The sequence below is a fragment of the Bacillus sp. NH11B genome, assembly GCF_001884205.1.
In the GTDB taxonomy this organism is placed as follows: domain Bacteria; phylum Bacillota; class Bacilli; order Bacillales; family Bacillaceae_G; genus Bacillus_A; species Bacillus_A proteolyticus.
This window is the reverse complement of the sequence record NZ_MAOG01000107.1, coordinates 362,993-385,730: the sequence shown is the minus strand read 5'-3', so window position 1 is coordinate 385,730 and position 22,738 is coordinate 362,993. Positions and strand designations below refer to the sequence as shown.

The 22,738-nt window shown below is 35.8% G+C and carries 27 protein-coding genes; 16 read left to right on the top strand and 11 right to left on the bottom strand.

Translation table 11 applies throughout. From position 1 onward, the window contains the following. Positions 1-34 precede the first annotated feature (34 nt). Positions 35-1,036 carry an alpha/beta fold hydrolase gene (locus BAU27_RS18355; RefSeq protein WP_071746981.1) on the bottom strand — a complete coding sequence of 334 codons (1,002 nt, stop codon included), beginning with the start codon at positions 1,034-1,036 and terminating at the stop codon, positions 35-37. Between the two features lie 131 nt (positions 1,037-1,167). On the opposite strand from BAU27_RS18355, the gene BAU27_RS18350 reads away from it, so the two are divergent. Continuing rightward, positions 1,168-1,644 carry a ribbon-helix-helix domain-containing protein gene (locus BAU27_RS18350; RefSeq protein WP_071771587.1) on the top strand — a complete coding sequence of 159 codons (477 nt, stop codon included), beginning with the start codon at positions 1,168-1,170 and terminating at the stop codon, positions 1,642-1,644. 164 nt (positions 1,645-1,808) lie between these two features. Here BAU27_RS18350 and BAU27_RS18345 read toward each other — a convergent pair whose 3' ends face one another. Continuing rightward, complete coding sequence (locus tag BAU27_RS18345) at positions 1,809-3,398, bottom strand: bifunctional metallophosphatase/5'-nucleotidase (RefSeq protein WP_071771586.1); 1,590 nt, start codon at positions 3,396-3,398, stop codon at positions 1,809-1,811. 211 nt (positions 3,399-3,609) lie between these two features. Between BAU27_RS18345 and BAU27_RS18340 the strand changes: the two genes are divergently transcribed. From BAU27_RS18340 to BAU27_RS18330, 3 genes are all read left to right on the top strand, one after another. Further along, complete coding sequence (locus tag BAU27_RS18340) at positions 3,610-3,873, top strand: YqkE family protein (RefSeq protein WP_002122262.1); 264 nt, start codon at positions 3,610-3,612, stop codon at positions 3,871-3,873. A 67-nt stretch (positions 3,874-3,940) separates the two neighbouring features. Next, the gene (locus BAU27_RS18335; RefSeq protein ID WP_071771585.1) at positions 3,941-4,465 is read left to right on the top strand and encodes a GrpB family protein; all 525 of its coding nucleotides are present in this window, start codon (positions 3,941-3,943) and stop codon (positions 4,463-4,465) included. Between the two features lie 129 nt (positions 4,466-4,594). Continuing rightward, entirely contained in the window at positions 4,595-5,422 is an 828-nt protein-coding gene (locus tag BAU27_RS18330) for an aldo/keto reductase (protein ID WP_071771584.1), read from the top strand. Positions 5,423-5,479: 57 nt separating this feature from the next. On the opposite strand, the gene BAU27_RS18325 is transcribed toward BAU27_RS18330, so the two are convergent. Both BAU27_RS18325 and mciZ read right to left on the bottom strand, forming a co-directional pair. Further along, on the bottom strand, positions 5,480-6,394 hold the full coding sequence (locus BAU27_RS18325) for an aldo/keto reductase (protein WP_071771583.1): 915 nt from the start codon (positions 6,392-6,394) through the stop codon (positions 5,480-5,482). Positions 6,395-6,447: 53 nt separating this feature from the next. Next, positions 6,448-6,576, bottom strand: a complete 129-nt coding sequence (gene mciZ, locus BAU27_RS18320; protein WP_071746975.1) for a Z-ring formation inhibitor MciZ — start codon at positions 6,574-6,576, stop codon at positions 6,448-6,450. 74 nt (positions 6,577-6,650) lie between these two features. Between mciZ and BAU27_RS18315 the strand changes: the two genes are divergently transcribed. Further along, entirely contained in the window at positions 6,651-7,190 is a 540-nt protein-coding gene (locus BAU27_RS18315; protein WP_000067049.1) for an NUDIX hydrolase, read from the top strand. A 26-nt stretch (positions 7,191-7,216) separates the two neighbouring features. Here BAU27_RS18315 and BAU27_RS18310 read toward each other — a convergent pair whose 3' ends face one another. Next, the gene (locus tag BAU27_RS18310) at positions 7,217-7,768 is read right to left on the bottom strand and encodes a GNAT family N-acetyltransferase (RefSeq protein WP_071771582.1); all 552 of its coding nucleotides are present in this window, start codon (positions 7,766-7,768) and stop codon (positions 7,217-7,219) included. Positions 7,769-7,894: 126 nt separating this feature from the next. Here BAU27_RS18310 and spoIIM point away from each other — a divergent pair, with 126 nt between their 5' ends. The 9 genes from spoIIM to corA all read left to right on the top strand — a co-directional run bounded on the left by spoIIM (position 7,895) and on the right by corA (position 15,938). Then, positions 7,895-8,542, top strand: a complete 648-nt coding sequence (spoIIM, locus tag BAU27_RS18305; RefSeq protein WP_000269098.1) for a stage II sporulation protein M — start codon at positions 7,895-7,897, stop codon at positions 8,540-8,542. A 106-nt stretch (positions 8,543-8,648) separates the two neighbouring features. Next, positions 8,649-9,104 (top strand): ferric iron uptake transcriptional regulator, encoded by a 456-nt coding sequence (gene fur, locus BAU27_RS18300; protein WP_000392654.1) that lies wholly within the window; start codon positions 8,649-8,651, stop codon positions 9,102-9,104. Between the two features lie 103 nt (positions 9,105-9,207). Next, on the top strand, positions 9,208-9,438 hold the full coding sequence (locus BAU27_RS18295; protein WP_001250436.1) for a YqzK family protein: 231 nt from the start codon (positions 9,208-9,210) through the stop codon (positions 9,436-9,438). Between the two features lie 6 nt (positions 9,439-9,444). Continuing rightward, the gene (gene xerD, locus BAU27_RS18290; protein ID WP_000390077.1) at positions 9,445-10,335 is read left to right on the top strand and encodes a site-specific tyrosine recombinase XerD; all 891 of its coding nucleotides are present in this window, start codon (positions 9,445-9,447) and stop codon (positions 10,333-10,335) included. Positions 10,336-10,478: 143 nt separating this feature from the next. Next, positions 10,479-11,219 (top strand): FixH family protein, encoded by a 741-nt coding sequence (locus BAU27_RS18285; RefSeq protein WP_071771614.1) that lies wholly within the window; start codon positions 10,479-10,481, stop codon positions 11,217-11,219. Between the two features lie 364 nt (positions 11,220-11,583). Then, positions 11,584-12,768: a phosphopentomutase gene (deoB, locus tag BAU27_RS18280; RefSeq protein WP_071746973.1), complete on the top strand. Its 1,185-nt coding sequence runs from the start codon at positions 11,584-11,586 to the stop codon at positions 12,766-12,768. Between the two features lie 12 nt (positions 12,769-12,780). Continuing rightward, positions 12,781-13,602, top strand: a complete 822-nt coding sequence (locus tag BAU27_RS18275; protein WP_071746972.1) for a purine-nucleoside phosphorylase — start codon at positions 12,781-12,783, stop codon at positions 13,600-13,602. A gap of 7 nt (positions 13,603-13,609) precedes the next feature. Then, positions 13,610-14,914 (top strand): pyrimidine-nucleoside phosphorylase, encoded by a 1,305-nt coding sequence (locus tag BAU27_RS18270; RefSeq protein ID WP_071746971.1) that lies wholly within the window; start codon positions 13,610-13,612, stop codon positions 14,912-14,914. 61 nt (positions 14,915-14,975) lie between these two features. Further along, on the top strand, positions 14,976-15,938 hold the full coding sequence (corA, locus tag BAU27_RS18265) for a magnesium/cobalt transporter CorA (protein WP_071747015.1): 963 nt from the start codon (positions 14,976-14,978) through the stop codon (positions 15,936-15,938). A gap of 31 nt (positions 15,939-15,969) precedes the next feature. On the opposite strand, the gene BAU27_RS18260 is transcribed toward corA, so the two are convergent. Beyond that, positions 15,970-17,259 (bottom strand): NCS2 family permease, encoded by a 1,290-nt coding sequence (locus tag BAU27_RS18260; protein ID WP_000676230.1) that lies wholly within the window; start codon positions 17,257-17,259, stop codon positions 15,970-15,972. Between the two features lie 134 nt (positions 17,260-17,393). Beyond that, a complete protein-coding gene (locus BAU27_RS18255) occupies positions 17,394-18,065 on the bottom strand; it encodes an SIMPL domain-containing protein (protein WP_071746969.1) in 672 nt (223 codons plus the stop codon). 160 nt (positions 18,066-18,225) lie between these two features. On the opposite strand from BAU27_RS18255, the gene BAU27_RS18250 reads away from it, so the two are divergent. Further along, a complete protein-coding gene (locus BAU27_RS18250) occupies positions 18,226-18,645 on the top strand; it encodes a MarR family winged helix-turn-helix transcriptional regulator (protein ID WP_001004995.1) in 420 nt (139 codons plus the stop codon). 100 nt (positions 18,646-18,745) lie between these two features. Next, positions 18,746-19,291 (top strand): hypothetical protein, encoded by a 546-nt coding sequence (locus BAU27_RS18245; protein WP_071771581.1) that lies wholly within the window; start codon positions 18,746-18,748, stop codon positions 19,289-19,291. Positions 19,292-19,315: 24 nt separating this feature from the next. Here BAU27_RS18245 and BAU27_RS18240 read toward each other — a convergent pair whose 3' ends face one another. From BAU27_RS18240 to BAU27_RS18225, 4 genes are read right to left on the bottom strand one after another with little or no spacing between them, the layout of a single operon-like run. Further along, positions 19,316-20,380 carry an ABC transporter permease subunit gene (locus BAU27_RS18240; protein ID WP_071771580.1) on the bottom strand — a complete coding sequence of 355 codons (1,065 nt, stop codon included), beginning with the start codon at positions 20,378-20,380 and terminating at the stop codon, positions 19,316-19,318. 12 nt (positions 20,381-20,392) lie between these two features. Then, positions 20,393-21,454, bottom strand: a complete 1,062-nt coding sequence (locus BAU27_RS18235) for an ABC transporter permease (protein WP_071771579.1) — start codon at positions 21,452-21,454, stop codon at positions 20,393-20,395. Then, the gene (locus BAU27_RS18230) at positions 21,444-22,325 is read right to left on the bottom strand and encodes an ABC transporter ATP-binding protein (protein WP_071771578.1); all 882 of its coding nucleotides are present in this window, start codon (positions 22,323-22,325) and stop codon (positions 21,444-21,446) included. Before BAU27_RS18230 ends, BAU27_RS18235 begins: the two co-directional genes overlap by 11 nt. Further along, on the bottom strand, positions 22,291-22,710 hold the full coding sequence (locus BAU27_RS18225; protein WP_071746964.1) for a GntR family transcriptional regulator: 420 nt from the start codon (positions 22,708-22,710) through the stop codon (positions 22,291-22,293). Before BAU27_RS18225 ends, BAU27_RS18230 begins: the two co-directional genes overlap by 35 nt. Positions 22,711-22,738: the final 28 nt, after the last annotated feature.

Here is a 22,738-nt window from a genome sequence, read left to right as displayed (position 1 = left end):
AGATGTTTTTTATGAAATGTAAAAGAGCCTGTCGTTATGCATGTTGAAAAGATAGCTCTTGTTTAATTGATTGTAAAGATTGAGCGAATAGTTCAGGCTCTTCTAAATCTGGAGAGTGTGCCGAGTTTGGAAACCAAATCATTTTTTTAATCGGAGCGTGAATAATATCGCAATATTGTTGAACGAGTGCGTAAGGAGTTTGATAATCATAGCGACCAGAACAAAAATAAACCGGAACAGATAAACTTGAAATAGACGAAAAGAAATCGATTGTTAGCATCTCTTCCCATAAAACTCCTGACTTTAAATTTCCTGCGAGAAATTTGAACCAATCTAATAGCGTATATTCAGGAGAAAAGAAACCTTTTCGTATGAAAGAAAAGGAAGATCCGTTTTGGATTGCTCCGCCGAATGTGCCAAGCCACTTTCTTTGAATGATGAGACGTCGTGTATCTAAAAAGGGCGGTTTCCCTAATTTTAAAAGAGAAGCTAATGCTTTTTTATGGTCATGTTTTTTTGCAGAGCTAATTAAATGTTGATATAGTAATTCTTCGTTTTGCTTCATATGTACGATTTGACCGATGCCGATATATGCTTCTATATATTCAGGGCATTGACTAGCGACTTTTAGTCCGATAATACTTCCCCATGAATGACCGGCAAGAATTAATTTTTTCTTATTGAACCTTTTAAGAAGATATTGAATGACTTCTTTTGCATCTGAAACAAATTGATCAATCGTAAAATTTGTTTGGATATCTCGCAATAAAAAGGATTTACCAGCCCCGCGTTGATCCCAATTAATAACGATAAAGTGCTTTTCTAACTCTTTTTGAAAATGACGAATAAAGCCAATTTGTGCCATACCAGGCCCGCCGTGACAGCATAATAAAATAGGCTGTTCCACGTTTTGCCCGCGTATAAGGAGAGATTGTTTCCGGTCATTAATCATAACGCTTTCTATCGTAGCGATACTGTTAGGGATTAATTGCTTCTTTTCGTTATAAAACTGAGGTGTATAGCTACGAAAAAGCATATGTAAACCTCCTTTTCTTAAATGGTATGAAGCGCACAGGCTCTTTCTTTTGCATATACTACTAGAAAATCATTGTATCATAACATACTGGTCAGGTTTCAAGTTTAGGCGATTAAGAGAGGAGGGAGAATGTGACGATTGGAGAAATTATTGATTCTTTAAATAGACGCGAATCAATCGCAATTATAGCAAAACGGCTTGAAATGAGCCCATATACATTATCAAAGAAATTAAGAATGATTGGATATGAATATGATGGAGAGCAGAAAAAACGCATCTTTATAGGTGATGGAGAAGAGCCGCGTCATTTACAAATCCAAGAAGCTACTGCCCTTCAATATGCAAAAACGGATTATCAATTACTAATTTATGAACAATTGCAAAGTATTTATGAATTGTTAAGAAAAAGAGAAGAAGTAAGCGTGCCGATTATAAGTGGAATTTCAGAGAAAAAGAAACGAACCTTTTCTATTAATACGGAAATATTAGCGAGATTAGATGTTATATCCGAAGTTAAAGGGATTCAAAAGTCTAAAATTGTAGAAGAGGCACTACAGGAATTTTTACAACGATATGATTTTAATGAGGTATCACATTTAGATAAATGAAGAAAAGGATACTATGTTCAAAGTAAGAACGAGTATCCTTTTTCAGGTTCATGTATATTACGAAAAAGTTAAAGGGTATGTGCGTATAATTTGTAATGGAAAGTGCTCCTTTTATAGGGAACGACATTTCCCATTTACAGCACATACAGTTATTTGAAAAATATTTAATTTAATTTTTGAATCCGTCCATCAATAATCGGCTGAATCGGTTCTTTCAATTGTTTTACATAATCGACTAACGCTTCAAAGTCGTTTGGACCTGTTTCAGCATTTTTTCCATTTTTAAATGATACGAATCCATCACCACCCGAAGCTAGGAAAGCATTTGCAACTACGCTATACGTTTTGGAGGAAACTAATTCTTCCCCATTTGTTAAACGGATATTAGTAACCTTTTCACCATTCGGTTTATTTGCATCCCAAGTATATTGGATACCTGAGATTTGGAGCATTCTCGTTGCACCTTTTTGCCATTGTTGATTTAAAATCTCGCGAATATCTTGACCTGTTAAATCTACTTTAATTAATTGATTCCCGAAAGGCTGAATACCGTATAATTCGCCCCATGTAATATCTCCAGCGTCTAAGTCATTACGAATGCCGCCAGGATTCATAAGAGCGATTTGCGCTTGCATTGTTTGTCGCTGTGCATCGGCAATTACATTTCCAAGAGTAGACTCACCAGCATCGTTTTGTTTACGGTCGATAGCTGCTGTAGATTTTCCGACAACTTCATTTACAAGCGGTGCGATTTTTTCTTTATATTGGTCTAGCTTTTGTTTTACTTGTTTATCAGGCTCTACACCTTCATGATATGTTGTAATAACTTCAGCTTTTTTCTTAACAATATCTTTTGTTTTACGATCAATTGTTACATCTACATCTGAGAAAGCCGTTCCGTAAGAGTTCGCTTGGACGATAAGTTTATTATTAACTGTACCATTTACATACGTATGACTATGTCCACCAAAAATAACATCAACTTCTGGATCTGTTTCATTTGCAATTCGAGTGAGGTCTCCATTTGTTACACCAGACTCATCAGTTGTTCCGCCGACATGCGCAAGGACTACGATAGATTTAACGCCGAGACGCTTTAATTGTTGCGCTGATTTATTAATAGCCTCTACTTCGTCAGTGATTTCTACATTTTTAAGCATAGTAGGCATAACGACATTTGGCGTATCCGTTGTAACGACTCCAATGAATCCTACAGGAACTCCGTCAACCATTTTTACAGTAAATGGTGGTAAAAATAAGCGGCCAGTTGATTTGTTATAGAAGTTTGCAGCGACATAAGGGAAGTTTGCTCCTTTGAAATTCCCTGTTTTTTCATGGTAACCACCGTAAATGAGGCGTTTCATTTCATCGATACCTTCATCGAATTCATGGTTTCCGATTGTACCAACATCAAACTTTAAGTCATTTAAAAATTCAATTGTTGGTTCGTCTTGTAATAATGCGGAAACTGGTGGGCTGGCGCCGACAATATCACCGGCATGTACTAGAAGTGTATTAGGGTTTTGTTTTTTACGTTCTTTTAAATAAGTAGCTAAATAATCAGCGCCGCCAGCTTCTTTATTGTTAATTTTTTTTACAGTGTCTAGTTGTCCATGGAAATCGTTAATACCAAGCATTTGTACGTCTATGTATCGGTTTTGTTCAGCAGGAGTCTGAGATGGAGGAGCGGCGAACACGCTTGAAAAAGTCATGGTGCTTAAAATAGCGACAGCAGGAATAATTTTTTTCCACATAATTAATTTCTCCTTTTTTTATAATCTGACATCATACGACATAATTTTAATAGATTACTAGGATTATATCTACAATAAAATTTAGTTTTTTCGAAAAATTAACATATTTACAAAAAAAGAATAATAGAGAATCGGGGAGTAATACACCTTTTTTATTGTCGATTTCACTGTGTATCCTCTATAATGGAGAAAAAAGTAAAAGGTGAGTAGTATGAAGAAAAAGAAGCAAAGACAAATGCAAAGACACTCTCAAATGAATCAACCAGAGAAAGAATCGCTTACACTAGGTGATCAATTGAACGATTCGTTAATGCAACAATTAAAGAATAAGAAAAAAGAGTTGCAAGTGAGAGAAGAGAAAAAAGAGGCAGCAGAGCAAGAAAGAAAACGTAAAGAACAAAAAGAACGTGAAAAGAATAAATCATTTGAAGAACTGTTAAGTGAAAGTAACCTTACTTGGAAAGACTTTAAATAATAAAAAATGATCAGTGAGATGCCACTGATCATTTTTTTGACGAGTTTGTAAGAAAAGGGGAGTTAGAATGAGGAAAATTGTAGTCGTTCCGTATGAAAATCATTGGAGTGAGAAATTTCAAATGGAGGCCGAAAGATTAAAATTGGCAATGCCAGAAACGGTGAAAATCCATCATATTGGTAGTACATCAGTGCCAGGACTTGCGGCAAAGCCTATCATTGATATGATAATGGAAGTAGATAGTATTGAAAGAGTAGATCATTGGAATGAAAAGTTTGATGAGCTTGGTTACATTGTGAAAGGAGAAAATGGTATTTCAGGTCGTCGTTTTTTTATTCATGGAACTGAGGAGAAACGCTCGTATCATTTGCATGTATTTGAAAAAGGAAATCCTGAGATTACAAGGCATTTAGCATTTCGTGATTATATGATGGTTCATTGTGAAGAAGCAGAAGCGTATGCGACTTTAAAGAAAGAACTAGCTGAAAAATATACATATGATGGCACGTTGTATACAGAAGGAAAAAATGAATTTGTACGTGATGTTGATGAAAAAGCGAAAGAATGGATAGAAAGTAACGTGAACGACTGAGTTCATGTTACTTTCTAAAGAGGTATAAAATTATTATGTAAACTGTACGTATGTTTTGACATTTTGAATGAATCTTGTTGAAATAAAGTTATGGTTTATAAAAATGTAAGAATGAAAGGGAGAAAGACTGTGCATATTCCAACAACTACACTTCATAATGGTGTGAAAATGCCGATGATTGGTCTAGGCGTTTATAAAGCGAAAGAAGGCGACGAAGTTAAACAAGCAGTAAAAACAGCGTTAGAAGTTGGATACCGTTCGATTGATACAGCAACTGTATATGAAAATGAAAGCGGTGTCGGAGAAGCAGTTCGTGAATCTGGAATCCCGCGCGAAGACTTGTTTATTACAACAAAAGTTTGGAACGACGATCAAGGGTATGAGGAGACTCTTGAGGCGTTTGAAAAAAGTTTAAAGAAATTACAAATGGACTATGTAGATTTATATTTAATCCATTGGCCGATAAGAGGGAAGTATGTTGATACGTACCGTGCTTTAGAAAAGCTATACGAAGAAGGTAAAGTGCGTGCCATTGGTGTTTCTAATTTTCATAGACATCATTTAGAACTGTTATTACCAAATTGCAAAGTGAAGCCGATGGTAAACCAAGTGGAACTTCATCCAATGTTAGCACAATTTGAATTGCGTGATTTCTGTCAAGGTGAGCAAATTCAAATGGAAGCTTGGAGTCCTTTAATGAGGGGCGGCGAAGTATTTCAGCATCCAATTATTCAGGATATTGCTAAAAAATATGAGAAGACACCTGCACAAGTTATATTAAGGTGGGATATTCAAAGTGGGATTGTGACTATTCCTAAATCTGTTACGCCATCTCGTATTAAAGAGAACTTTACTATTTTTGATTTCTCATTAACTGAAGAAGAGATGGATCAAATTAATACGTTAAATCGTAATTTACATGTAGGAACGAATCCTGATAAATATGATACGTTATAAAAAAAGACTGCCGCCTAGTGTTGGGGGCAGTCTTTTGCTTTTATCGGTATCAATATTTTAGCGATGCAAAGCATATGAATCATACTTAACAATTTTTTGAAGTTGTACATATTCTTCTTTTGTTAAAGATAACTGTTGGCTAGCCTGTACATTTTCCTGCAATTGTTGAATAGAGCTTGCACCAGGTATAACAGCTGCAACAGTTTCGTTATGTAAGCAATATTGAATAGCTGTTCCTGTTAAAGAGCTTTCCCCGATTATTTCTTTTGCACTCGCGAGTGTCGTATATAATTCATCGTAAGAATAAGAAAGGTAATCTTTTTCTTTTACTCTTTCTATCTTTCTTGCATTATTGGCAGTTAGAATTCCTTTTGCAAGTGGTCCACGAGCAATAATGCTAATTTGATGTTCATTTAGAAGTGGGAACCATTCTTCAGGGCGACGATTTAAAAGGCTGTATTCCATTAGTACACTAACGATATTTGAACGTTTGGCATACTCATGGATGACATTTGGACGTATAGAAGAAATACCGTAATGGCGAATGATACCTTCTTTTTTTAATTCTTCAAAGGCTTCAATTGTTTCATCTATAGGATCTTCAATCGTCCCGCCGTGAAGTTGATAAAGATCAATATAATCAGTTTGAAGTCTACGTAAACTTTCTTTCACTTCAGCCTTTATGTAATCCTTAGAAGGATCCCAAGACCAGCCTTTTTTTTCTTCTGTCCATCGATTTCCAACCTTTGTTGTAAGAACAATTTGGTCTCGTTTTCCCTTCAATGCTTTTCCGACAAATTCTTCGTTTAATCCATAATCATATAAATCCGCTGTATCAAAAAAATTGATTCCTAAATCGATTGCTTCATCGATAATGCCCATAGCTTCTGTTTCAGATGTACCGAGAGACATACAGCCAAGTCCCATTTCTGTAACAAACAAATCTGAATTTCCTAATTGACGTTTTTTCATAGGTCAACCTCCTTATCTTTATTGTACGCAAGGGAAAAGAGGTTGACAAACGTTTACTTTTTACTTGCTTTAATCCACTCTTGTACAGTTGTATACTCTTTGCCGTATTGTTTTAGTTTATGACGAATTTGCCATGCTTTTCCGACTAAAGTGACGCGATTTGGTAAAATATAAACTTTCATTTCTATCACGCTCCTTTCAATGTGGTAAAATGTATGAGGAAAGAATAGGAAATAGAACAGGGAGATGAAGTAGTATGAGTAATCTTGCAGAAAGAACAGTAAAAACTGAACCGATTTTTGATGGTAGAGTTATAAAAGTTCGTGTTGATGAAGTAGTATTACCAAATGGAGAAATGAGTAAACGTGAAATCGTAAATCACCCTGGGGCAGTTGCTATTATTGCTATTACTGATGAAGGGAAAATTGTACTTGTCGAGCAGTATCGTAAAGCTCTTGAAAAGGCAATTGTGGAAATCCCTGCTGGGAAGTTAGAACCTGGAGAAAAGCCAGAAGTAACAGCAGTTCGTGAATTAGAAGAAGAAACAGGATATGTATGTGAAAATATGGAGCTTATTACATCTTTTTATACATCACCTGGCTTTGCAGATGAGATTTTATATGTATATAAGGCGACAGGATTAAAACAAAAAGAAAATAAAGCAGCTTTAGATGAAGATGAATTTGTGGAGTTAATGGAAGTGTCATTAGAAGAAGCCATTGATCTTATGAAAGACCTTCGCATTCATGATGCGAAGACGATGTTCGCTGTGCAATATTTACAATTACAAAAATAAAACACTCGCCTTAGGCGAGTGTTTTTTTAATTAATTTTTGCATATACACGTGCATCGCGTAAGCTACCATCTGGTGCTAGGAAATCATTTTCCATAGTACCTTCTAAAATAAATTCTAGACGTTCTGCTAAGTTACATGCGTTCACGTTTGTTGCATCAGTACGAATTTCAATTCTTCTAGCACCTAGCTTATCAAAAGCGAATTGAATCGCACCTTTAACAGCTTCTGCCATGTAGCCTTGTTTTGTATAGGCGCTATGTAACCAGAAGTGAAGTGAAAACTTTGGAATGTCCCAGTTTTCAGGCTTAAGAGTAATAGCTCCGATGAATGTACCAGATACTTTATCGTATAAGTGAAAATCAAGTGTTTCACGAAGTAAAAACTGTCCGTGAGCTTCGCGAACAATTTCTTCCGCACTCTCTTCTGTTTCAGCTGTAATTGGCATCCACGGTAATAAGTCTTCTAGAGAAGCTTGGATTGCTTCATATACTTCTGTACCGTCACCCGGAAACGGCTTACGTACTTGCAATCGCTCAGTTTGAAATAACGTTGGAAAATCTAATAATAATGGTTTCAAGAGAAATCCCTCCTATTCTCTACTATTTAGTTTAGCAAAGTAGAGCGGAATTTCAATGTTAATTCGTCATACTTTTTTTCTTTCTTTCATACATTTTTAGTAAGAGTGTGAACGGAGGGAAGGAAAATGTGGCGAAAAACTTGGCAAGACCGTGTAATGTCTCACATACAGGAAAACTCTTCATTATATATATTTAATGCTGTTTTATTATTGATGGGGGTAATATTTGGAGCGATTCTTGTGAATAGTTTACAAATAAACCAAAAGCAAGATTTATCATTTTATTTACAACGTTTTTTTGGACAAGTTTCTAAAGGAGAATTTGCAATCGCGGGCGAAATGTTTCGAGAAAGTTACTTTTCGCAATTAAAATACATCGGCTTTATTTGGATTTTGGGGATTTCGATTATTGGGTTACCACTCATTTTCATCTTATTATTTTTAAAAGGAGTAGTTGTTGGATTTACAGTAGGTTTTTTAGTAAGTCAGCACGGATGGAATGGATTATTGTTAGCGTTTGTGTCTGTATTGCCGCAAAATTTAATTATAATTCCTGTATTTCTCATTATGACAACAATTGCTGCAAGCTTTTCCTTACGCATGATTAGGCATCAGTTTATTAGGAAAATAACCGAGCCACTATTACCATTATTAATTCGTTATACATGTTTCTTTCTAGTGATCGGAGCGGTGTTAGCTCTTGCTTCTAGTGTTGAGGCATATGCATCACCAGTTTTAATGAAAGAAGTCGTGGAGGCTATTAACAAACAATAAATACTTTTTGAGAATAATTATCAATTTGTTTTTATTGTTTTTCTTTTGACAGAAGCCCTTCTTCTGATATAATGGTGTAAGAGTGGCGAGGAGGGAGTAGTACCGAATGGAAGAAAGAATTGAACGAATTAAGAAGCAATTACATGCAGCGAGCTATAAATTGACACCACAACGTGAAGCAACAGTTCGTGTGCTGCTAGAGAATGAAGAAGATCATTTAAGCGCAGAAGATGTATACCTCCTTGTAAAAGAAAAGTCGCCAGAGATCGGATTAGCAACCGTCTATCGAACTTTAGAGTTATTGTCTGAGTTAAAAGTTGTCGATAAGATTAACTTCGGAGACGGTGTTTCGCGCTATGACTTACGCCAGGAAGGTGCACAGCGTTTCCACCATCATTTAATCTGTACACAATGCGGTGCTGTACAAGAAATACAAGAAGATTTACTTGGTGAAGTGGAGAATAAAGTAGAACGAGACTGGAGCTTTAAGGTGAAAGATCATCGTTTAACATTCCATGGGATTTGTAAAAATTGTCAAGAAAATGAAACGGATGAAAAATAACCTTTTCCTATTTAACTAGGAAGAGGTTTTTTATTTGAATAAGGTATAAATTGGTGAAAGCTTGGCATATGTTGTAATAACTTATATTTTGGAGGAATTTACAATGCGCCGAGCTTTAAAATTAACTTTTGATGGGATGAAAGTATTTTTATTATTTACGAGTTGTACGATTTTGTTTTATTTCGCTATACTATGGATAAATGAAGAATATGAAAGTTACCATCGTTATGAAAAGCCAAAAGAAGAGACTGTAGAAAAAGTATCAGGGAATGAGGAGCCGGCAAAGGATGCTTTCGTAAATAGAATGATGTTTTTCTATGAAAATGGGGAGTAGTGTATATTGGAAGATCAATTAAAAGATTTTATTCATTATATGATTGTTGAAAAAGGGTTAGCGAAAAATACAGTTGTATCTTATGAACGTGATTTGAAAAGCTATGTGAAGTATTTGCAAAATGTAGAACAGACGAAGACATTTCATGAAGTGACGCGCATACACATTGTTAACTTTTTGCAGTATTTAAAAGAAAACGGAAAATCTTCAAAAACATTGGCACGTCATATTGCATCGATTCGTTCGTTTCACCAATTTTTACTTCGTGAACGAGCGGTGGAGCATGACCCATCGGTACATATTGAAACGCCGCAAGGGGAACGGAAATTACCAAAAGTATTATCGATTGATGAAGTAGAAGCACTACTTCAGACTCCGAAAGCGGTGAGCGCTTTTGGGATTCGTGATAAGGCAATGTTGGAGTTATTGTATGCAACAGGACTTCGTGTTTCAGAATTAATTGCATTAAATTTAGAAGATGTACACTTGACTATGGGATTTGTCCGCTGCATAGGGAAAGGGAATAAAGAAAGAATTATTCCATTAGGAAGCTTAGCAACGGAAGCAATTCAAAAGTATATTGAAAAAGGAAGAAGAGAACTGATGGGTAAAAAAGCAGTAGATGCACTCTTTTTAAACCATCATGGTAATCGATTATCAAGACAAGGGTTTTGGAAAATTTTAAAACGATTAGCGAAAGAAGCAAATATTGAAAAAGAGCTTACACCGCATACGTTGCGTCACTCGTTTGCTACGCATTTATTAGAAAATGGGGCAGACTTACGTGCCGTGCAAGAAATGCTTGGACATGCAGATATTTCAACGACGCAAATTTATACGCATGTTTCAAAAGCTAGATTAAAAGATGTATATAAACAGTTTCATCCGAGAGCATAGTTATTATGCTCTTTTTTCATAGATTAAGAAGAGTAAATCGTTTCACAGAAACTTCACAAACATTTCGTATATTGTTTTCAGCAGAAGACTGGAATATTACAATGTTTTTCCTCTATACTAAAGAAAGTATGAAGGAGGAAATGATGATGAAAAAACTTATTATGACGTTATTTATCGCGATGCTAGCATTGGCTGGCTGTAATACAAACAAAGAAGAACCGAAAAAAGAACAGAAACTTGAAGCTGTAAAAGTAGCCTTTCAAACGAATCCGAAAAAAATTAAACCAGGTGAAAAAACAGAAGTACAAGCACTTGTTACACAAGGAAAAGAAAAGGTAACAGATGCTGATGTGAAGTTTGAAATTTGGAAAGATGGCGACGAGAAGCACGAAATGTTAAATGGTAAGCATAAAGGGAAAGGTGTTTATGCTGTAGAGAAAACATTTGAGACTGATGGAGTATACCATATTATTCCTCACACAAATGCACGTGAAATGCATGTTATGCCAGAAGAAAAAGTGGCTGTGGGAAATGCCAAAGTAGAAGATGCAAAGAAAGAAAATAGTGATCATGGTGCAGGGCACGGCGATCATAAGAGTGATACAATGATTCACCTTATGGCTGGAGATTTGAAAGCCAATGCTGAATCAGAAATGAAAGTTCATTTGAAACAAAAAGAAGAAGCATTAACTGGCGCTGAAGTACAACTTGAAATTTGGAAAGACGGCGTTGAAAAGCATGAATTTATTCCAGCAAAAGAGGGGAATAAAGGCGAATATGAAAGTAAGCATACTTTCAAAGAGAATGGTGCGTATAAAGTGAAAGTTCATGTAAGAAAAGGCGAACTACATGAACACAAAGAAGAAACAGTAGAAGTAAAATAAAAAGCAGCTCTTTAGAGCTGCTTTTTATTTTTATATTAGGAAATATGTTATAAAATAATTAGCACTTCTTCGCAGAATGGATTACAATAGAAGTGTGAATAAAATAAGAAATTCTACGAAAATGTATTAAAAAGAAAGCGTAAACATGTTATGATATCAATATCAGATGTCTGACATCTGACTTGGAAAAAATTAGAAATTTTTTTGATTCGTTTGAAAGTAAAACGAAAAAGTTAGAGAATGATTTAAAGCAGTACTGTTTAATAATGAGGACGAAAGATAATTCCCATTGATAACAGTTTCACTTTATAGCGTTTTGAACATACTACAAGAAGTAGAACTGAACATATAGGAGGTTGCAGTTATGAATAAATATAAACGTATTTTCCTAGTCGTGATGGACTCTGTGGGAATCGGTGAGGCACCTGATGCTGAGCAGTTTGGTGATTTAGGTTCTGATACAATTGGTCATATCGCTGAACATATGAATGGATTAAACATGCCAAACATGGTGAAATTAGGTCTTGGTAATATTCGTGAAATGAAAGGGATCTCTAAAGTAGAGAAACCGCTTGGATATTATACAAAAATGCAAGAGAAATCTACCGGTAAAGATACAATGACAGGTCACTGGGAAATCATGGGATTATATATTGATACACCATTCCAAGTATTCCCTGAAGGATTCCCGAAAGAATTACTTGATGAATTAGAAGAAAAAACAGGCCGTAAAATTATCGGTAATAAGCCAGCCTCTGGAACTGAAATTCTTGATGAGCTTGGTCAAGAACAAATGGAAACAGGTTCTTTAATTGTTTACACTTCTGCTGATAGTGTATTACAAATTGCAGCACACGAAGAAGTAGTACCACTTGATGAGTTATATAAAATTTGTAAAATTGCCCGTGAACTAACGTTAGATGAGAAGTACATGGTAGGACGTGTTATCGCTCGTCCATTCGTTGGAGAACCAGGAAAATTCACACGTACACCAAATCGTCATGACTATGCATTAAAACCATTTGGTCGCACAGTAATGAATGAATTAAAAGATAGTGACTACGATGTAATTGCTATCGGTAAAATTTCTGATATTTATGATGGCGAAGGGGTAACGGAATCACTTCGTACGAAGTCTAACATGGATGGAATGGATAAGCTTGTAGATACATTAAACATGGACTTTACAGGTCTTAGCTTCTTAAACTTAGTTGACTTTGATGCATTATTCGGTCACCGTCGTGATCCACAAGGATATGGAGAAGCTCTGCAAGAGTATGATGCACGTCTTCCAGAAGTATTCGAAAAACTTAAAGAAGATGATTTATTATTAATTACAGCAGACCATGGTAATGATCCAGTACATCCTGGTACTGATCATACACGTGAATATGTACCGTTATTAGCATATAGCCCAAGCATGAAAGAAGGCGGACAAGAATTAGCACTTCGTCAAACATTTGCTGATATTGGTGCAACTGTAGCAGAAAACTTCGGTGTGAAAATGCCAGAATACGGAACAAGCTTCTTAAACGAGCTAAAGAAATAGGGGGATAAACAAATGAATCGTGAACTTATTACAAAATCAGCTTCATACTTAAAAGAGAAATTTCAAGAAACACCACAAGTAGGACTAATCCTTGGATCTGGATTAGGTGTATTAGCAGATGAAATCGAAAATGCGGTAACAGTGCCTTACAGCGAAATTCCTGAATTCCCAGTATCAACTGTAGAAGGACATGCAGGTCAACTAGTATTCGGTACACTTCAAGGTGTACCTGTAGTAGCAATGCAAGGACGTTTCCATTTCTACGAAGGATATGACATGCAAAAAGTAACATTCCCAGTTCGTGTTATGAAAGAACTAGGTGTAGAAACTGTTGTTGTAACGAACGCAGCTGGTGGTGTAAATACATCATTCGAGCCAGGCGACCTTATGTTAATTTCAGACCACATCAACTTCATGGGTACGAATCCATTAATCGGACCAAATGATTCTGAAATGGGTGTACGTTTCCCTGATATGTCTACATCATATACGACAGAACTTCGCGAAATGGCGAAACAAGTTGCAGCAGACTTAAACATTAAAGTACAAGAAGGTGTGTACGTTGGAATGACAGGTCCTGTATATGAAACACCTGCTGAAATTCGTATGCTTCGTACACTTGGCGGAGATGCAGTTGGTATGTCAACAGTACCTGAAGTAATTGTAGCTCGTCATGCTGGTATGAAAGTACTTGGTATTTCTTGTATTTCAAATATGGCAGCTGGTATTTTAGATCAGCCACTTCACCACGATGAAGTAATTGAAACGACAGAACGTGTTAAAGCAAACTTCTTAGCATTAGTAAAAGCAATCGTAAAACAAATGAAGGGGTGACTTCACAATGAGAATGGTGGACCTAATTGCAAAAAAACGTGATGGACAAGCATTAACGACAGAAGAAATTAACTTTATTATTGAAGGATATACAAATGGTGATATTCCTGATTATCAAGTAAGTTCACTTGCAATGGCAATTTTCTTCCAAGATATGAATGATCAAGAACGTGCAGATTTAACGATGGCAATGGTAAATAGCGGTGATACAATTGATTTATCAGCCATTGAAGGGGTAAAAGTAGATAAGCATTCAACAGGTGGTGTTGGTGATACAACGACACTTGTATTAGGTCCATTAGTAGCTGCTTTAGGTGTACCGGTAGCGAAAATGTCTGGACGTGGTTTAGGACATACTGGTGGTACAATTGATAAATTAGAAGCAGTTCCAGGATTCCATGTGGAAATTGAAAATGATGAATTCATGCGTCTTGTAAATGAAAATAAAATTGCTGTTATCGGTCAAAGTGGAAACTTAACACCAGCTGATAAAAAATTGTATGCACTTCGTGATGTAACGGCAACAGTAAACTCAATTCCGCTTATTGCAAGCTCGATTATGAGTAAAAAAATTGCTGCTGGTGCAGATGCAATTGTTCTTGATGTAAAAACTGGAGCAGGAGCATTTATGAAAACGGATGAAGATGCAAAACGTTTAGCTGAAGCAATGGTACGCATCGGTAATAACGTTGGTCGTAATACGATGGCGGTTATTTCTGATATGAGTCAGCCACTTGGTGAAGCAATTGGTAACGCATTAGAAGTACAAGAAGCAATTGATACATTACAAGGTAAAGGACCGAAAGATTTAGAAGAGTTATGTTTAACGCTTGGAAGTCAGATGGTGTACCTTGCTGGACAAGCTTCATCTTTAGAAGATGCGCGTGAAAAGTTAATTGAAGTAATGAACAATGGTAAAGCGCTAGAATCATTTAAAACGTTCTTATCAGCGCAAGGCGGCGATGCATCTGTTGTTGATGATCCTTCTAAATTGCCACAAGCACAATTTAAAATTGAAGTAGAAGCGAAAGAAGACGGTTACGTATCGGAAATCGTTGCAGATGAAATCGGAACAGCAGCAATGCTTTTAGGAGCAGGGCGTGCAACGAAAGAGTCTGAAATTGATTTAGCAGTTGGTCTAATGCTTCGCAAAAAAGTAGGCGATAGCGTGAAAAAAGGTGACTCTCTTGTTACAATTTACGCAAACCGCGAAAATGTTGAAGATGTAAAAGCGAAAATTTATGAGAACATGAAAATCGCTAAAGACCACGTAGATGCACCAACTTTAGTACACGGTATTGTAACGAAGTAATAAAAAAAAGCTGAGGAGATTTCTCCTTGGCTTTTTTTACTATTTTTTGTTTATAATAATAATGGGTGAAATTATGATTAGAATTTGTGCAATAACGAAAAAAAATGAAGTTTTATATGATGTTTCGCTGGAAGACACGAAAAAAGAAAACATCGTATGGTATTGGCTTGATTTATATAAGCCAACGAAAGAGGAGTATACATATATTTTACAAGATCACTTCAAGTTCCATCCCCTTGCGATTGAAGATTGTGTAGAGTATGTACAGAGACCAAAGGTAGATTTTTATGATGGATATAACTTTTTAGTTCTCCATGCATTCGGAGAAGACGGATTAGAACCGCATGAAATCGATTTATTTGTTAGTGATCGATATATAGTCTCTTTCCACTTCTCTCATAATAATGCGATTGAAAGAGTATGGAAAACGCTCGGTGAGAAAAAACGTATTAAGAAGAGTCCTTTACATGTAGCACATACAATTATTGACCAAATTGTAGATGATTATTTCGCACCTGTTTATTACATTGAAGACCATTTAAATGCAATTGATGATAATTTAACGGGTGAGACAGCAGGAAGTGTGCTAGAAGAGGTATTTGATATTCGTACAGATTTATCTAAACTAAGGCGTACGATTATTCCGATGCGTGATTTATTGTACCGCATTTTAAATTCAACTCGTTTTTACGGTATAAGCGATCATGAAATTTATTTTAAAGATATACATGATCATTTGCTTAAACTGACAGAGATGATTGAAGCAAGCCGTGAATTAACAGCAGATATTCGAGATAGTTACTTTTCACTGAACTCCCACCATATGAACAATATTATGAAAACATTAACTGTTTTCTCAACTATTTTCATGCCGTTAACATTTATCGCAGGGGTATACGGCATGAACTTTTCACATATGCCAGAGCTTGGCGGGAAGTATAGTTACTTTATTTGTCTATTAATTATGGCGTTAATTGGCGGGGGCATGATGGCTTGGTTTTATAAAAAAGGTTGGTTTAAGTAAAAAACACCGAGGTTTCCTCGGTGTTTTTTTACTAGCCAATAGCGTGTAATACGAACATGGCTAAGAATAAGCATGTAATGATATACATGGACGGTGCGACTTCTTTACGCTTTCCAAGAGCAACTTTCAAGATAGGATAAGCAATAAATCCGAACGCAATGCCATCAGCGATACTATATGTGAGCGGAATCATAACGATAATTAAAAACGCTGGAAATCCTTCTGAAAAGTCGTTCAGAGGAATTTGTTGAATGCTTGTAATCATCAGGCCGCCAATAATAATTAAGATTGGTGCAATGGCACTATCAGGAATTAGTTTGACAAACGGAAGAGCAAACAGTGACGCGAAGAATAACAACCCTGTAACGATAGACGTCAGACCTGTTTTTCCGCCTGCAGTAATACCTGCGGCACTCTCTACTGTTGAAACGGTAGGGCTTGTGCCAAATAGACCACATGTCATTGCTGAAATTGCATTTGCTTGGTAAGCACGTGGGAATTTACGGTCATCTTCTAATAAACCGTGCAGTAGTCCCATGTTCTCAAAAATAAGCACCATGCTTAAGGAGAATGTTGCAATCCAAAATGGTAAGGAAGAAAGTTTCCCAAATGACATAGCTCCAAACACATCGCCGTAATTAGCGAATGAAAACGAACTATTTCCCACTTGACTCGTATCAACAAGGCCAAATAGCCATGCAATACCAGTTCCAATTGCAATCGTCCATAAAAAGTTTCCACGTACGTTACGCACAAATAGCACAAGTGCCACAATAAGAGTAAGTAGTGTTGCAAGAACAACAGGACTACTTAATTTCCCCATTGCAACAGCAGTATTAGGATGCGAAACGACTAAACCACCTTTTTGCAAGCCGATGAAAGCTAAAAACAACCCGATACCGACAGTGATCGCTTCCTTTAATGACTTTGGAATCGATACCGAAAGCACGCGAGCAATCGGTGTAAAAGCAGCAATTGCAAAAATAATACCGGCGATAAAAACAGCTGCTAATGCTTCTTGCCAAGCTAGACCGAGCGTGTGCACAGCAGTGTACGTGAAGAATGCATTTACACCCATACCTGGGACAAGAATAGCAGGTGCATTTGCCCAAAATGCCATAAGTAGACATCCGACAAATGAACTAAAAACAGTTGCTAAAATTCCAGCTTCAAGAGGAATGCCGGCATCTGATAAGATTGACGCATTTACAATCATAATATAAACGATTGTGAAAAATGACGTGACTCCAGCTAAAACTTCTTGTTTTGGTGAAGTTTGGTGTAAGTCTAATTTAAATGTTCTTTCAAGTATTCCTTTCATGTTAAACCTTCTTTTTCATATCCCTCTCCCACCCGTGATATCTCTTTTGTAAGAGCTCACCGTCCTTTATTATATCAGAACATCATGTTTTTACAACAACGAAAATGATAACGTTTACTTATAAACGAAATTATTTATAAATACGTAAAAATGGCTCGTATGGTTGAAATAATTTCTAGTTCTCCAGATTGAATGGGCGGGGCTGCTTGTGCATGTAAAGTAGCATAGGATGCAACCTCCCGTGGTAATTGGGCAGATTCTTCAACGAGTGAGAGGGGAACAGGATTAATGTTTAAATTGTAGGTACTCGCAATAGCACGAGCTTTTTCTACTGCTTGGTGCAGAGCCTGAATGAGAGCTTGCTCATAATATTTATTTGGATGAGATATTCGAAAACGTAACCCTTTTGCTACGTTTGCACCATTCGTAACGGCTATATCATATACTTCCCCTGCTTTTTGTACATTTAAAACGGTAATTTCATACAAATGCTCCACACGGTAGCCTTGTAGTAAGGCTTTATCATTTACATATTCGTATTGAGGGGTAATCGTATAAGAAATGGTTTCTATATCTTTATCGGCAATACCTAGCTGTTTGAGTGCATCAAGCAATTGTTTCGATTGCACTGCATTTTCTTCTTGTGCTTGTTTTACATTTTTACTATCTGTTCGAATGCCCAGTGTCAATATGACAACATTTGGTTTGGCTTTTATAATGCCTTCTCCTTGTACAGTAATAGTAGCTTCTTTACCAGTATTTGTCGTACGGATATTATGTAAATACGGATTCATTCCACTTTGCATTTATGCTCACCATCCTTTTTTACATGTATATGTGTGAACAAAAAAGAAAATCGTATGAAAAAAGTTACATAAATGAGAATGTTAAGGGAAGAAAGCATATACAACATAGGTATTTATAGATTATAATATGTATAAATATGATAAAAAAGGGACGAGGCTAGTGAACGAAAATAGAGAAACACTGATTTTAGATTTATCTGCATCATTTCGAAAGATGATACGTTTATTACAAAATGATATTAATACACGTTTTTCAGAGCATATGCCATATAATGAATTCTCTGTATTACGTGCGTTATTTTTAAAAAGTCCACAGATGGCTTCGCAAATTGCGAGTGAAGTAAACGTAACCTCCAGTCATATTACAGCTGTAACAGATCGTCTCGTGCGAAAAGGGTTTGTTGAAAGAAAGAGATCAAATTCAGACCGTCGTATCGTATACTTAGAAATTACAGAAAACGGACGAGAAGTAACTGAAAAACTTGAAGCTGTGCGTAAAGAATATTATAAAGAGAGATTTAAAGGTTGGAGCGACCAAGAGATAGAAATGGTTTTAGAACTATTTGGCCGCGTCTTATAATAAATGAGGATAGGAAGCAAGAGTTTTCCTATCCTTTTTCTTTTGAATAAAAATATTTTGAAACTCCGATACTTTAATTAAAAAGATCGGAGGAAAGATTATGAAATATATTGCGGCACTTACCGTTTTACTTGGAAGCTTTTTCTGCTTTAATACATTCATGTACGCCGATACCCCTATTCAAGTGGTGCAAAAAGAAGTGAAGTATATTGAAAATGATAATACTGTCTTGTATTCGAAATTATGGGTTCGTTCTATGCAAAATGCAGTATTATTTCATCATAGTGATAACATTCGTAATCAGGACACATTACGTAATGTAACAAGTTCATCGCTCGTTAAAGCGAAGCACTTACCATTTAAGAAAGCAGCAATGTACATTCCAAGATTATCGCAATACGTATCAAAAGCAGGGAAAGAAAACATTCAAGTGTACTACATTGCGGTGCACTTGAATGTGAAAAAAGAAAATGCATATCAGCTAAATGGCATGAACTATTTTCTGCAAGTATTTATGAAAGAGCGCGGGGAATGGAAAATTGCTGAAAGTGTAGTCGCACCAACAGAGCAAATTGTGCAAAATGGTGATGGGTTTGGGATGAAAGAAGAGATGGTGTATGGAGTTAGGAGAGAGAATATAAAATAACCTCCTCTTAGTGAGGAGGTTATTTTATTTGAAATTCCAAGAGACCTTCAATCTCAATATTTTAGATAGAAGAAAATAGCTAATTATGCTTGTTCCGAACAAACCAACGTAAAAATTAAGTAACGAATGGGTCCCACCAATTATTAAACCGCCGCTAATTCCGATACAGAGAATAGCGCAGACCATAAATATCTTTTGAAGCTTTGGATATAGTAAGAAACTACCATTCCGCTCATTGACTGAACGAACATATAAATATATACCGAGTGGTAATAAAATAATGACATGTGCAATAGGTCCAATCAATGTTTTTACTGAAGGGATTTCTGTAAAGTTTGGTTCATTATGACGCACTCCATCATTATCGGTATAAGCATTTTGTGGATTATAATCAAATCTAATATGAAAATTTTCTGCTGGACCCGAAATGCGTATGTTTTCCATAACACGATGCATATTACCATTGTCCTCATGAAAGTCAGTATTCGAGTGAACAGCGATGACCGCTGAGATAAGGGATGGAAATAACAATGGAAACATGAATATAGCTGCAGTAAGAAGTCCCTGCGAGAGAATATTCCCAGTAATTGTTCCTATACATAATGCAAGAGTATAAATAGCGATTAACACAATTAACATGTATAGAAAATAAGTATGAAATGGTGAAAATATTTGATATTTATTATGAAAAGTTGTTTTTTTCATAATGGCGAATAGTCCCCAGTTTAATACAATGATTGCTGCGATGTTGCAGATCCCAAACAACCACTTTGTTATATAGATGTGTGAACGTTTAAATGGCATAGACCATAGCAAGTCACTAGAGTTATTTTGTCTTTCCCAACCAATTAATGTACAAGCTAGAACGATAAGTACACCACCTAACAGTAGGACAGGGTCTATAAGTGTTAAATCAAAGTGGTAGTGATATACATAGTTCCACTTTTTATTGTCATCTAGAAAGTATAGCTGTTGAATAGAAGCCATATAGTATTTATATGATAAAGTATAGAAGCTAACGAACCAAAACAACCACACAACATATTTACTTTGTTGATATGTTCTTAGCCATAGTGCTTTTTGAAACATAGGCCCCCTCCTTTAAAAAACTTTATAATTTGTTAGACGTGATAGTACAACATAAGTAATGATTCCAGCGAGAAGCAAACTGATATAGTAGTTAAGTAAGAAATTAAATTGATTTATTTTATAGCCACCTAGTAATGCAAAGTAAATGGTTGTCCCCCATACCCATATTTTTAAATGTTTTTGGAAAATAAATATTTTTTGAGTGTTTTCATTTGGCGATTGTGTATATAAATATGCGCCAAGTAGTAAATTAACTATTGTATAAAAAATAGGGACTAACATCGATTTAGCTGAATAATAGTGATAAGATGCTGGATCTCTTAAAGTAGTTGAGTCCTTTTCTTTATTACGTAATTCAGGATCATAATCGTAATAAATCGTGAAATTATATATTGGTGCAACTATATTTGTTTTTTGATTAATTTCGTAAAATTGTTCATACAAGTTGTTATTTCTAGTATCTGTAGCGTGTAAATGGTTTATTGTAAAAGTGTACACTAATGGAATAAATGTAAGCCCCATTAGAAGCCACGGAATACAAAAAACGATTTGCGAAACAACGCTTCCAGTAAAAGTACCGATACATAATGCAGCTGTATATACTGCAACATAAGAGACAATTGCATAAAGAAAGTATCGATGAAATGGTCCAAATGATTGATAATCAAAATGGATTGTTGTTCTATAAATAACATACATAAGGATCCAATTTATAAGTAATGAGCCTACAATACAAAATGAACCAAAAGCCCATTTAGATAAAAAAACATCTTTTCTTTTAAATGGCATCGTCATAAGTAAAGTATTAGACTGGTTACTACGTTCCCATCCCATCAATAAACAAGCTAAAGCAATGATAAGAACAGTTAACGAAAAGCTATTACTTTCTCCTAACCCAAAAGAATAGGAATAATAGTACGTTCCCTTTTCTTGCAAATCGTGATATTCAGCAAGTTGTCGCTCGGCTGCTCTAAAGTATCCGAAAGATAAAAGATAAAGTGAACTAAAGAAAAACAGTAACACAGCATATTTCCCGCGCTTCCAATTCCACATCCACAACGCTTTATGAAACATACCCATCCTCCTCAAGTGTCGTAACGAAGACATCTTCAAGCGACATTGTTAATTCTTCAATGAGAATTGGTTGCTCTTTATAAAACTTCTCCAGTGTTGTAGCCACATTTCCCTCAATTAAGATTGTATATACTTTTCCTGTTTGGTTTAATATTTTAATATTGCTTAAATTTTCTAGTTTTTGAGGTAGTGATCGTTCGTAAGCTACTTGTATTTTGGCAAATTGTGATTTTGCATCGTCTAGTGATGTAATAGAAGATATGGTATTGCCTTTTAATATAATGATTGTATCGGCAATTTGTTCAACTTCATCTAAGTGATGAGTTGAGATGAAAATAGTAATCTCTTTTTCTGCAACTTCTCCAACGAGAAATTGGAGGATTTGCCTTTTAACGATGGGATCCAGCCCGTTTGTCGGTTCATCTAAAATGATATATTCTGCTTTTGCAGCAACGGCTAAAATGATTGCAAGCAGTGCTTTCATTCCTTTTGAATAACTACGAATTCGCTTGTTTGGTAAATTGAACCGCTCTAATAGTTCGTAGAAATACTGTTCATCAAATGCTGTATAAACAGCTTTATAAAACTTTACAATTTCTTTCACTGTATATCCGTTCAGTATGTTAGTAGAATCCGGAACATATACGATTTTTTGCTTCATTTCAGGATGCATATAAATATCCGTATCTTCATATGTAACAGTTCCTGTATCAGGGTCTAAAATGCCGACCATCGTTCGTAATAAAGTTGTTTTCCCCGCACCGTTTCTTCCGAGTAATCCGACGATACTACCTTTTTGTAATGTGAAAGAAACATCTTCTAAAATCGTTTGATTATCAATTGTTTTCTTCAAGCTTGTCACTTTCAGCATCTGCATTTCCTCCAATCTCTTTGTAGTATGAATCTATCCAATCATGAATTTTATCTTTCGTAATCCCGAGGTAAGAGGCTTCTAATAGTAATTGATGAAACTGCTTTTCAACCATAGCGATTTTCCTTTCGTCTAATGTTGGGGTAATCGATTGGGATACAAATGTTCCTTTTCCTCGTAATGTTTCAATAATCCCTTGTCGCTCTAATTCTTGATAAGCTTTACTTACTGTATTTGGATTTATAACGAGTAAAGAAGCGAGCTCGCGTACAGAAGGGAGCTTATCACGTGGAGCTAACATGTTTTTTAATACGAGCTCTTTTATATTTTGAACAATTTGTTCCCATATCGGAGTGTTGCTTCTTGGATCAATTTGAATATGCAAGAGCAATGTCTCCTTCCTGATGAGTATT

Bases quoted from the DNA above. Each gene is read 5' to 3' on its own strand.
- BAU27_RS18355 (WP_071746981.1), bottom strand. From the start codon at position 1,036: ATGCTTTTTCGTAGCTATACACCTCAGTTTTATAACGAAAAGAAGCAA.
- BAU27_RS18345 (WP_071771586.1), bottom strand. From the start codon at position 3,398: ATGTGGAAAAAAATTATTCCTGCTGTCGCTATTTTAAGCACCATGACT.
- BAU27_RS18340 (WP_002122262.1), top strand. From the start codon at position 3,610: ATGAAGAAAAAGAAGCAAAGACAAATGCAAAGACACTCTCAAATGAAT.
- BAU27_RS18335 (WP_071771585.1), top strand. From the start codon at position 3,941: ATGAGGAAAATTGTAGTCGTTCCGTATGAAAATCATTGGAGTGAGAAA.
- BAU27_RS18325 (WP_071771583.1), bottom strand. From the start codon at position 6,394: ATGAAAAAACGTCAATTAGGAAATTCAGATTTGTTTGTTACAGAAATG.
- mciZ (WP_071746975.1), bottom strand. From the start codon at position 6,576: ATGAAAGTTTATATTTTACCAAATCGCGTCACTTTAGTCGGAAAAGCA.
- BAU27_RS18315 (WP_000067049.1), top strand. From the start codon at position 6,651: ATGAGTAATCTTGCAGAAAGAACAGTAAAAACTGAACCGATTTTTGAT.
- spoIIM (WP_000269098.1), top strand. From the start codon at position 7,895: ATGTGGCGAAAAACTTGGCAAGACCGTGTAATGTCTCACATACAGGAA.
- fur (WP_000392654.1), top strand. From the start codon at position 8,649: ATGGAAGAAAGAATTGAACGAATTAAGAAGCAATTACATGCAGCGAGC.
- BAU27_RS18295 (WP_001250436.1), top strand. From the start codon at position 9,208: ATGCGCCGAGCTTTAAAATTAACTTTTGATGGGATGAAAGTATTTTTA.
- BAU27_RS18285 (WP_071771614.1), top strand. From the start codon at position 10,479: ATGATGAAAAAACTTATTATGACGTTATTTATCGCGATGCTAGCATTG.
- deoB (WP_071746973.1), top strand. From the start codon at position 11,584: ATGAATAAATATAAACGTATTTTCCTAGTCGTGATGGACTCTGTGGGA.
- BAU27_RS18275 (WP_071746972.1), top strand. From the start codon at position 12,781: ATGAATCGTGAACTTATTACAAAATCAGCTTCATACTTAAAAGAGAAA.
- BAU27_RS18270 (WP_071746971.1), top strand. From the start codon at position 13,610: ATGAGAATGGTGGACCTAATTGCAAAAAAACGTGATGGACAAGCATTA.
- corA (WP_071747015.1), top strand. From the start codon at position 14,976: ATGGGTGAAATTATGATTAGAATTTGTGCAATAACGAAAAAAAATGAA.
- BAU27_RS18260 (WP_000676230.1), bottom strand. From the start codon at position 17,259: ATGAAAGGAATACTTGAAAGAACATTTAAATTAGACTTACACCAAACT.
- BAU27_RS18255 (WP_071746969.1), bottom strand. From the start codon at position 18,065: ATGCAAAGTGGAATGAATCCGTATTTACATAATATCCGTACGACAAAT.
- BAU27_RS18245 (WP_071771581.1), top strand. From the start codon at position 18,746: ATGAAATATATTGCGGCACTTACCGTTTTACTTGGAAGCTTTTTCTGC.
- BAU27_RS18240 (WP_071771580.1), bottom strand. From the start codon at position 20,380: ATGTTTCAAAAAGCACTATGGCTAAGAACATATCAACAAAGTAAATAT.
- BAU27_RS18235 (WP_071771579.1), bottom strand. From the start codon at position 21,454: ATGTTTCATAAAGCGTTGTGGATGTGGAATTGGAAGCGCGGGAAATAT.
- BAU27_RS18230 (WP_071771578.1), bottom strand. From the start codon at position 22,325: ATGCTGAAAGTGACAAGCTTGAAGAAAACAATTGATAATCAAACGATT.